Genomic DNA, 8,431 nt, shown 5'->3' on the forward strand with positions numbered 1-8,431 from the left:
GTGTCCGACCTGTCAGCTAACTTCTCTTGCAGAAAGGTACTCAGCGAGCTTGTCAAAGGCCTGATTCCAGCCACCGGCACCAGCTGTGCCCGCCTCAACACCGATGTGGACCATGGTCATTAAGGTTTTGCCATTCACTTCAGAGAGTTCAACAATGATCTCGGTGATGTCAGGAAAGTCATCAGGCATGCCCATCGCCTGAGGTGTGATAAGAGTGCCATCCTCATCACACATACTCTCCGTATAGACGAGGCGGCGTGGTCGGGTGACTTCCTTATACACTCCGGTGAACCACATTTTCATTGGTCGCTCGGGTGAAGTCATTTCCATACAAACCTTACGCGTGCCGCCAACAACCACGTCCATTTCTGCTACCGGCACAGACATACCACGGGGTCCGTACCACGCACTAAACAAGGCCGGGTCAGTCCACATGTCCCAGATGGTGCCAATCGGGGCATCAAATTCTCGCTCGATCTTTACCCATTTCTTCTCTTCATTCATCTGGCGTTTCCTTCATTCCATTCAAAATTCTGTCCATGGCGTCGAACCGAGCTTCCCAGATGAAACGGTATTGGTCGGTCCAGCTTGCAACGGCCTCCAACGGTTTTGTGTCTAGTGCACAAGGGCGGAACTGGGCGTCCCTGCCACGGGAGACCAAGCCAGCGGCCTCTAGCACCCGGATATGTTTGGAAATCGCTGGCAAGGTCGCGTCGAAGGGCTCTGCAAGCTCATTCACCGTCGCCGTGCCTTTGGCCAATCGGGCCAGAATTGCGCGCCTCGTTGGGTGGGCCAGTGCGGAAAAAGCTGCGTCAAGTTGTTGATCACCTGTCATAGCGCAATATTACACCAGTTAGTTAATTAATCAACTGGTATAATGAAGCTCAGCGATTGCATGATTGCATTCATCGCTTCTGCGCGGACTACTCGAACCGAAATACGCTACTCAGTCGGTAGACCAGCATCGGTTTTGGGATGTTCCCCGACGAATGCTGAGTTCAACCTGTACTGTGAACTCGTTCGATCCACATGATGACGCGCCCGACATTTCCAAAGGCTGTTATCCTTAGCTTGCATGTCTCGATGCTCCAACATAACGCGCCCGAGGTTTTCGAAGTAATAGAGAATGCAAACCCCGATGCACCAGAAGTCACATAACGGTCCCTTGGTTTGGCATTCGAACTGAGTTCAATTGTGGAGGGTGCCAGCCTACAACGTGCCATTGACATGGCTATCTCTGATGAAAACTTGCAGGCTAGTGTCCAACCAGAGCAAAAAGACGCCGGCTACCAATCCATGGTTTCACCCTACAATTACTCGCCGAAGTCCAATCTTCTAACCACCCAGGGAATGACAGTCTCTTCCAATCGCTCACCAACGCGTTGCCGATGATCGCCTGCGTAAACATCCAGGCTGTGAGGAATACGTTCATCGCCGAGCTGCTGAGACAGTGCAAGTGTGCCCGCTGGAATATGAAGGAATTGGTCACCAAGCCCTACACCCATCCCGAGGCCTTTCAATTCACGCAGATTCTCGCGAGAAGCGCGCACCTGCCTGATCGGAAACGCGTCCGAATAGCTATCGAATGCTTGGTCATCGAGAACGACCTCCCCTTTCACGATCTCGAATGGGAAATCTCCATAGATCGGCTCATTGTCCGGATCAGGATTGAATGCGGCAATGATGCCAAGAATGGCAATCGGATAAAAGTCTCGGCTCTCTAAAAGAGCATCGGCATCGTTAAAATCTTCGATTTGCGACGCACGCTTCCAAGCGTCATTTCCGAAACCCAGATCTTCCGTCGGCGCAAGGCAGCACGGGCTGATGGCCCAAACAACCGAGAACACTCCGGGATGGTGCATGGCTAGGTGAAGTGCGCCATAGCCCCCCATGGAATGCCCAATCACAGCGCGGCTCTCTGGATTCGGCAGGGTGCTGTAGTTGGCATCTACGTAGCTGACAAGGTCATTGGTGATATAGTCTGCCCAGTTTCCGCTTACGGGAGAATTCCGATAGTATCCCCCGCCATATCGATTACCAGCATTTGGCATTACAGCGATGACTTCCGGTATAGCTTCTTCCTGGATCATTCGATCCAAAATCGAAGGGACGTTGTAGTTTTCGATCCACACCCCGTAATCATCGAAAATACCATGCAACAGATATAAAACGGGGAAGCGGCGGTTCGGGTGTTGTTCGTAGTCGGGTGGCAGGTAAATCGCGACATCTTGAATACCAGATGTTCCTAGTAGGTTTTCCTCAAGTGATGGGGCCGGAACCCTGAGCTCGACAACTTGTCCAGAACTCGGTTGGTCCGACTGCGCGGTGGCGCTTGTGGCGCAAACGAAAAGGCTGATAGCGAATACGGCTCTCCAACTTGACATATCGAGCATCAGAAAGATCCCCTATGTAAATATCTTTAACATGTTTCATTAAGGCTTGCTCTAGCGGAAATTCAAGGCGGTAGTGGTTTCAAGGCACGCAGAATCCAAATCAAACTATGGAAGTTTGCCTGTTGTAAGGGATAACGGGGCATCAAAAAGGCCGTACAGGGCTGCAACTGGTCACTTATGCGATTGGCGTTGAACAGCTGCTCAGTACCCAACCTAAGCCTTCGTCAAGCTGCGACAGACGTCTGGTTTCGTAGTTAGGCGCGTTGGCACCAATTCATGATCGGAGTCTGGTTATGCGGTTGATAACCCGGCGTATTTCCGGCAGATGTCTGTCATCGTCATGCGCAACCAGCCAGGCGTCGTGCGACAGTTCAGGGATTGCGTCGGAGCGCCGTTCGAGTCTCGCATCCCTGTCGCCTATGAATGTGGGTAGGACGATCTGCCCGGCGCCTTCCAACGCAAGATCAAGAGCCAGTCTTGGATGGCTGACTTCCAGACTGACATTCTGACCAGCACGCGCCCTAGCCCAATGGGAGGACGGCGTATCGACATCGTGGATGATCCAGCTTTCTCGCGCGTCGCGCACCGAAAAGACTGCAAATTCATTGCGGGCCAGCTTGCGCCCTGCGAGCCCATGCTCAGTCGGGCGACTGTTACGTATCGCAATCGACGCTTCGCGCCGTGCAATGCTGAGGACTGCCTCGGAAGTCATGAAGCGCAGCCTGACATCGGCGGGATCGCCAGTGATGTCGCGCCACTGTCGCGTCAGCGCAAGCGATGTCCACGTCCCCGCTGACACCTTGATCAACGGTAGCTGGCCATCGTTAGCCTTTGTTGTCACCCGCGAGATGTTTAAGGCCACGTCTTCCAACTCACGCATCAATTCAATGCCCGCGTCCGTCAGGTCATAGCCATGGCTGCGACGGACGAACAATTCACGACCCATGGCACGCTCTAGCTCTCGCATCCGCCTGCCTAGGGTTGGGGCGCTGGATGTTACATCCTTGGCAGCGGCAGCAAGACCGCCGGCGCGCGCAACCGCCAAGAACGCCGCAAGGTCGTCCCAGCGGATGTGGTCACGAGGTTTCGGATATTCGTTCATGTATGAAATGATGGCTTCAAATCGAGTTGTTTTGCAACTGAATGATGCTGGCTAGCCTTAGAGCGCATGACCAAATCCATTCCCGTCGCATTTCTGTCTCTCCTGTTTGTCGGAACCGTCTGCAATTCAATGGCGGTCTCGTTCATGGGCTTCTACATCGTCGAGAGCCTTCAACGAGCACCTTGGAACATAAGCGTCTACACAGGTGTCTTCGCACTCGTTGTCATCCTCTCCAATCGCATTTTCGCCAAACAGATGGACCAGGGAGCCAACCCGTTCCCAATGATAGGCTTGGCTGCGCTTGGCTATTGCATGGCCGCATTTGCACTGTCCATGTCGCCCAGCTTTCTGACTGTCGCGACCGCAGGTGTGATCGGCTTCGGCCTCGGCTCCAGTGCCATGTCGACCATGTTCTCGCTTGGCGGTGACATTGCCGAACGCAACAGCATAAAGCGCAGCACGTTTAACGCATATATGCGCGCGACCACGTCAACATCATGGATGATTGGACCGGCGTTAAGCTTCATTGTAGCCGACCAATTCGGCCCTGAAGTCGTCTTTCAGGCTGCTTTCGCGATTGGCCTTATCTGGCTTGCTTTGTGGTGGCGAACGGCTCCGCGTGATGCGGCCAGAATACCGGTCTCCGCCGCTCAGGAAAAAGTAATTAAGGGGGACAGACATCCGGAGCTTTGGGCGGCTATCCTGTTCGTATTTTGCCTCGCGCTCGCTCATTCTTTGACGTTTTCGGCCCTTCCGATCTTTTTTGTTCGGGAAGTCGGGCTGCCAGCTTATGCGCCGGGCCTGGCATTCAGCATTAAGACGTTCGCCGAGCTTTTCGCGATTTTCACCACACCATATCTGATTGCCCGTTTTGGGCTACGCACAGCGTTGATGGGCACAGCGCAACTCGCCATCGTCGCAATTCTGGTTCTCGCGACGGTTCGCTCCTTCCCACACATGTTTTTTGGTGCTGCCGCGGAAGGGGTCTACTTCGGCCTGTTCTCAACACTCGCGATCAGCTTTGTGCAGTCTCTGTCAAAGAACCGGCCAGCCCACGCAACAGCGATGTACTGGAATACAATGATGGTTGCCCTCGTCATCGCCGGGCCCGCAGCAGGCCTAATTGCGCAGGTATCGGACTTCCAATCCGTCATATTCACAGGATCGGCGTTCGCTGTTGCGTCCGCCGCCATACTTGGATGGTCCTCTTATCAACGTTCAGAAAGCCAGAAGAGAGACAAAACATGCCAATCAGACAAATAAATGCGGAAGATGGACCTGGAGCCGTCGGCGCCTATGCACAAGCAGTTGAGGTAACAGGCACAACACGACGTCTGTACGTGAGTGGTCAGGCACCGATTACGGCAGACGGCACTTTGCCAGAGACCTTTGAAGAACAGGCAAAGGCTGTGTGGACGAACATCCTGGCACAACTAAAAGCCGCAGATATGACCGCCAAGAACATCGTGAAGGCGACTACTTTTCTGGTTGATCGCAGACACCGCGAAGCAAACAGGGACATTCGGATGGCAATGTTGGGCGGTCATACTTTTGCGCTTACCGTAGTATTGGCCGGGATGTTTGAAGACGGTTGGCTTTTGGAAGTCGATGCCATTGCCGAAAAATAACCGCTTTGGTTCCGGCCTTCTAATACGGCGTTAGTGCGAATGGCATCAAAGCCCTGCATCTCGGATACTGCAAGCTTGGCAATTATGGCCTGCTAAAGACTGCCTGCTTTCATCGCCCCAATCCCTGCAATTCGATGCGATGCCGATCCAAGCGATGCAACTCTGCAAGGCGGCTTCAAGCCATACCGCCCGGCGCTGATGTGCTACAGTGATGGTATGACAACCAACAACAATTATACATTTCGAAAGGCGACGATAGCTGATCTCGATCTGTTAGCGGGATGGCGATCGAGACCACATGTCCGTGAATGGTGGGATTCAGATGAACCCCATGATGCGGAGGAATTCGAAGACCTTCGTGTGGCCCGTTGGATTGTTTCGACGGCCGGGCGCCCCTTCGCATACATGCAAGACTACACTGTTCATGGCTGGGATGGGCACCATTTCTATCAACTTCCGAAAGGCTCTCGGGGCTTCGACCAATTCATCGGCGAACCGGACATGATCGCGCGAGGACACGGTTCAGCGTTCATCACACAGCGGCTGAGTGCGTTGTTCGAGGAAGGAGCCCCCGTCGTTGCGACGGACCCGCACCCGGAAAACGCACGCGCCATCGCTGCATACAAAAAATCGGGTTTCAAAGAGTTCAGCGCACCTATGGATACCCGGTGGGGCCTGATACTGCCGATGAAGGTCTGTCGCTAAGAGGGTCATTCGATTTCTGTCCGATCGGCGCCCCGCATGCCTCGGTGTGGGCGATGCATCATCCATTCAGTAGGCGATACATCGAGGGGTGAGCAGATCAGGGAAAGCGCGTGATTTCCGAGGAACACCAGCCATCCGCCCGTGCGCAGCAATCGCCAATCCTCTGGCAGCCATCTATCTGGCGGACACCAGATCGATGCCCCATATTCCGATATCGCGAAGTCGAACGAGACATCCGGTAGGCCTGTCGCTTCGGCGTTGCCCTCGATGAAGGTGATGTCTGCACGGTGCTCTGCGGCCAACTCACGTGCGGTGGCCAATTGTACGATGGAAACGACAATCGCCGTGACCCTCGACCCACACCGAGATATCCAGCCCGAAACGTATCCTATTCCGGAACCTGGTTCGATCCCATTCATGCCTGACATGTAGTGGGGCGGCAGGCTCAGGCCCTCGTCGGAATTTTCCCAGTTGCCTCAGTCCGGAGTGTCGAGGCTCCAAAGACGTTTGCCCGCGATAATCCAGTTGGCAGCATCTGCATTCCGAAAGGTGGTCAAAAGGCTCACCGGTATGACGCCAAACGCGTACCGGCTGCGTTCTGGTGTGACAGCTTAGCTTTGAGAGTAGAATGAAAGCTGCCACTGGCTGAATGTCATCATTGCAACTGATCCCGTCAGCAAGCCTGTTTAGCCTGAGACCTTAACGACCATCTCTACTTCGATCTGTAGATCGGGCGCTGCAAGAGCGGCCACACCGATCCCGGTCAGACTTGGCTGTGCCCCATCAAGAAATTTCAGGATCTCGCTCATGGCGATGCCCTGCGTCTCATCCGTAAGCTCCGTCATGTAAATGCGCATCTGGACAATATCGTCGGTTGTCGCGAGGATTGTATCCAACGCGCCTTGCAGATTGTCGACCACGATAGCCGTTTGATCCGCCAACGAGGCCGGTGTGGCCGCCCCATCCGGGCGCCATGCCACCTGACCCGACACGAATGCCAAAGGGCCTGGCGGAGCGATGGAAATCTGCGAGTATCCGATCTTGCCAGCGTCCGGCAAAGCCGATGGATTGATCCGGTCAATAGCAGCGGACATGTGTGTCTCCTTTGTTATACTTTCATGTCGAGAGACTTAATGCTTGAGTGAGGCGAATGGGGATCGCTTCACTCACGATCATAGTGCTACAATCTCGATCTATGATCGGATCAAAAGTGATCGACATCCTCGTCTTCTTATCGGTTGTCGAAACCGGAAGTTTTGTCGCCGCCGGCAAATCATTCGGGTTGTCGAGATCAACCGCGGGAAAGGCTGTGGCGAGATTGGAGGAGGCTTACGGCGCTCGCCTTCTGAACCGCACCACCCGTGCACTCGACCTGACCGAAGAAGGCCGCAGCCTTTACGAGCATGGTCTGGCTATCAGGGACGCAATTGAGGCGGCTGATAGCAGCATCAAAAGCGATCAGGGTGTGCCGCGCGGGACACTTCGGGTCACCGCACCTGACGCCTTAGGGCGCAGATTGCTTCTGCCAACCGTTCAAAAATACCTTGAGACCTGGCCTGAAACTCAGATCGAGCTGTCGCTGTCAGATCGGGTGGATAACATCATTGAAAAAGGCTTTGATCTCGCCATACGGATCGGAGTGAACTCGCCTGACCAAAGCTTTGTCACAAGAACACTCCTGCGCGACGAGACCATGCTGTGCGCTGCTCCTTCCTACTTTGAGACGCGAGCTACGCCCCTGAATATCGAACAGCTTAGCCGTCACGACCTTCTCCAATTCGCAACTCGCAGCGCAAGGCAGGGTTGGCATTTGCAAGATGAGGATGGCGCCTGGGTTCGTGCTCAGGGGCGTGTACGCCTGCGGCTCGACAGCGCGGAAGCGCTACGTGAGGCGGCCATTCAGGGGCTTGGGATCGTCCTTTTGCCGAGACTACTGATCGGCCCAGACTTCTCAGAAAGACGTTTACAACAGGTGTTACCTCACGTTTCTTCTGGTCGCATTCCCATCGTTGCACTTTACCCGCACAAACGTCTTCTAGAGCCAAAGGTTCGCCGCTTCATTGATATGCTCAGCAGTGATCTGAGGAGGCTACCTGACCAGTAGTAAAACTTGCAAACAACTGGCCCGAGGCCAGCCTCTCTAGGATCAGGATTCACAACCAATAGATGACGGTTGCTGCGCGCGCGGCGGTTGTGTGGAACCACTCGGCATCAAGAACTTCCCCGCGCAATGCGCCACTGAAGCGCTCGTTGCACCCACTCTCGCAGGTCGACCTGGGATAGATTTGGATCACTTTAGCGGGCTAAGACAGGCGTCGTTTTGCTCATGACCTTCCTGGTAACGTCAGCTGTCTCGGCCGTTTTGATCGTCAACACGATCAACGCTGCAGGCGACGAAGGTCCCAAGGCGCGTCCGCACATCGTGTTCTGGGGCGCTGCGCTGGCTTTGGTTGTCGGTGGGTTGCTGATTTCTGGCGGCACTGGTGCCATTCAAACCGCGATGGTGATCGGGGCGTTGCAGGCCTACGTCATGGCCGAGACAAGCGAGAACTCACAGACTGTTCAGCCTGTGTTTTTCAAGTATTCCGCACAGCACTTCTTTG

Annotated in this window: 10 protein-coding genes and 1 pseudogene; 5 read left to right on the forward strand and 6 right to left on the reverse strand. The window is 54.5% G+C overall.

The genetic code is table 11. The features are described 5' to 3' along the window. Positions 1-12 precede the first annotated feature (12 nt). The 4 genes from Q1B13_RS15935 to Q1B13_RS15950 all read right to left on the reverse strand — a co-directional run bounded on the left by Q1B13_RS15935 (position 13) and on the right by Q1B13_RS15950 (position 3,495). Positions 13-504, reverse strand: a complete 492-nt coding sequence (locus tag Q1B13_RS15935; RefSeq protein ID WP_299081832.1) for an SRPBCC domain-containing protein — start codon at positions 502-504, stop codon at positions 13-15. Next, positions 497-835 carry a helix-turn-helix transcriptional regulator gene (locus Q1B13_RS15940; protein ID WP_298937948.1) on the reverse strand — a complete coding sequence of 113 codons (339 nt, stop codon included), beginning with the start codon at positions 833-835 and terminating at the stop codon, positions 497-499. The genes Q1B13_RS15935 and Q1B13_RS15940 overlap by 8 nt, the downstream gene beginning before the upstream one ends. A 478-nt stretch (positions 836-1,313) precedes the next feature. Beyond that, positions 1,314-2,393: an alpha/beta fold hydrolase gene (locus Q1B13_RS15945; protein ID WP_299081830.1), complete on the reverse strand. Its 1,080-nt coding sequence runs from the start codon at positions 2,391-2,393 to the stop codon at positions 1,314-1,316. Positions 2,394-2,667: 274 nt separating this feature from the next. After that, positions 2,668-3,495: a LysR family transcriptional regulator gene (locus tag Q1B13_RS15950; protein ID WP_299081827.1), complete on the reverse strand. Its 828-nt coding sequence runs from the start codon at positions 3,493-3,495 to the stop codon at positions 2,668-2,670. A 66-nt stretch (positions 3,496-3,561) separates the two neighbouring features. Between Q1B13_RS15950 and Q1B13_RS15955 the strand changes: the two genes are divergently transcribed. The 3 genes from Q1B13_RS15955 to Q1B13_RS15965 all read left to right on the forward strand — a co-directional run bounded on the left by Q1B13_RS15955 (position 3,562) and on the right by Q1B13_RS15965 (position 5,828). Then, a complete protein-coding gene (locus Q1B13_RS15955) occupies positions 3,562-4,758 on the forward strand; it encodes an MFS transporter (RefSeq protein ID WP_298937945.1) in 1,197 nt (398 codons plus the stop codon). Then, positions 4,740-5,123, forward strand: coding sequence for a RidA family protein (locus Q1B13_RS15960; RefSeq protein ID WP_299081824.1), 384 nt, complete (start codon positions 4,740-4,742; stop codon positions 5,121-5,123). Before Q1B13_RS15955 ends, Q1B13_RS15960 begins: the two co-directional genes overlap by 19 nt. Positions 5,124-5,321: 198 nt before the next feature. Beyond that, complete coding sequence (locus Q1B13_RS15965) at positions 5,322-5,828, forward strand: GNAT family N-acetyltransferase (RefSeq protein WP_299799978.1); 507 nt, start codon at positions 5,322-5,324, stop codon at positions 5,826-5,828. 5 nt (positions 5,829-5,833) lie between these two features. Here Q1B13_RS15965 and Q1B13_RS15970 read toward each other — a convergent pair whose 3' ends face one another. Both Q1B13_RS15970 and Q1B13_RS15975 read right to left on the reverse strand, forming a co-directional pair. Next, a complete protein-coding gene (locus tag Q1B13_RS15970; protein WP_299081818.1) occupies positions 5,834-6,247 on the reverse strand; it encodes a class I SAM-dependent methyltransferase in 414 nt (137 codons plus the stop codon). Between the two features lie 267 nt (positions 6,248-6,514). Continuing rightward, positions 6,515-6,922 (reverse strand): RidA family protein, encoded by a 408-nt coding sequence (locus Q1B13_RS15975; RefSeq protein ID WP_299081815.1) that lies wholly within the window; start codon positions 6,920-6,922, stop codon positions 6,515-6,517. Between the two features lie 101 nt (positions 6,923-7,023). On the opposite strand from Q1B13_RS15975, the gene Q1B13_RS15980 reads away from it, so the two are divergent. After that, positions 7,024-7,932 carry a LysR family transcriptional regulator gene (locus Q1B13_RS15980; protein ID WP_299081812.1) on the forward strand — a complete coding sequence of 303 codons (909 nt, stop codon included), beginning with the start codon at positions 7,024-7,026 and terminating at the stop codon, positions 7,930-7,932. A 210-nt stretch (positions 7,933-8,142) separates the two neighbouring features. Beyond that, positions 8,143-8,346: pseudogene (locus tag Q1B13_RS15985) on the forward strand (BCCT family transporter); the annotation flags it as partial. Between the last annotated feature and the right edge of the window lie 85 nt (positions 8,347-8,431).

The sequence above is a fragment of the uncultured Ruegeria sp. genome, from assembly GCF_947489545.1.
Taxonomy (GTDB): Bacteria; Pseudomonadota; Alphaproteobacteria; order Rhodobacterales; family Rhodobacteraceae; genus Ruegeria.

Excerpts from the sequence above, each read along its gene's own strand:
- Q1B13_RS15935 (WP_299081832.1), bottom strand. The coding sequence starts at position 504 with ATGAATGAAGAGAAGAAATGGGTAAAGATCGAGCGAGAATTTGATGCC.
- Q1B13_RS15940 (WP_298937948.1), bottom strand. The coding sequence starts at position 835 with ATGACAGGTGATCAACAACTTGACGCAGCTTTTTCCGCACTGGCCCAC.
- Q1B13_RS15945 (WP_299081830.1), bottom strand. The coding sequence starts at position 2,393 with ATGCTCGATATGTCAAGTTGGAGAGCCGTATTCGCTATCAGCCTTTTC.
- Q1B13_RS15950 (WP_299081827.1), bottom strand. The coding sequence starts at position 3,495 with ATGAACGAATATCCGAAACCTCGTGACCACATCCGCTGGGACGACCTT.
- Q1B13_RS15955 (WP_298937945.1), top strand. The coding sequence starts at position 3,562 with ATGACCAAATCCATTCCCGTCGCATTTCTGTCTCTCCTGTTTGTCGGA.
- Q1B13_RS15960 (WP_299081824.1), top strand. The coding sequence starts at position 4,740 with ATGCCAATCAGACAAATAAATGCGGAAGATGGACCTGGAGCCGTCGGC.
- Q1B13_RS15965 (WP_299799978.1), top strand. The coding sequence starts at position 5,322 with ATGTGCTACAGTGATGGTATGACAACCAACAACAATTATACATTTCGA.
- Q1B13_RS15970 (WP_299081818.1), bottom strand. The coding sequence starts at position 6,247 with ATGAATGGGATCGAACCAGGTTCCGGAATAGGATACGTTTCGGGCTGG.
- Q1B13_RS15975 (WP_299081815.1), bottom strand. The coding sequence starts at position 6,922 with ATGTCCGCTGCTATTGACCGGATCAATCCATCGGCTTTGCCGGACGCT.
- Q1B13_RS15980 (WP_299081812.1), top strand. The coding sequence starts at position 7,024 with ATGATCGGATCAAAAGTGATCGACATCCTCGTCTTCTTATCGGTTGTC.